Consider the following 446-nt stretch of genomic DNA (forward strand, 5'->3'; position numbering starts at 1 on the left):
CTGAAGTTCTCGCTCAACCTGCTCGACGACGTGCGTCCGCGCGCCATGACGCGCGACATCGACTGGGGCATCCCGGTGCCGCTCGACGGCTGGGAGCAGAACCCCAACAAGCGCCTGTACGTGTGGTTCGACGCGGTCATCGGGTACCTGTCCGCGTCGATCGAGTGGGCGCGCCGCACGGGCGACCCCGAGGCGTGGCGGCAGTTCTGGAACGACACGGACGCGCGCTCGTACTACTTCATGGGCAAGGACAACATCACGTTCCACTCGCAGATCTGGCCGGCCGAGCTGCTCGGCTACGCCGGTCGCGGGTCGAAGGGCGGCGCGCCCGGCCCGTACGGGCTGCTGAACCTGCCGACCGAGGTGGTCTCGAGCGAGTTCCTCAACGTCGAGGGCAAGCAGTTCTCGACGTCGCGCGGCCTCGTGATCCTGCTCCGCGAGATGCT

At 67.9% G+C, this 446-nt stretch carries 1 protein-coding gene; it reads left to right on the forward strand.

The genetic code is table 11. The annotated features are described in order from the left end of the window. On the forward strand, positions 1-446 hold a 446-nt coding region (locus tag G3I71_RS47595), incomplete at both ends, for a class I tRNA ligase family protein (RefSeq protein ID WP_164325181.1).

The sequence above is a fragment of the Streptomyces sp. SID12501 genome (assembly GCF_010550245.1).
Classification (GTDB): Bacteria; Actinomycetota; Actinomycetes; order Streptomycetales; family Streptomycetaceae; genus Streptomyces.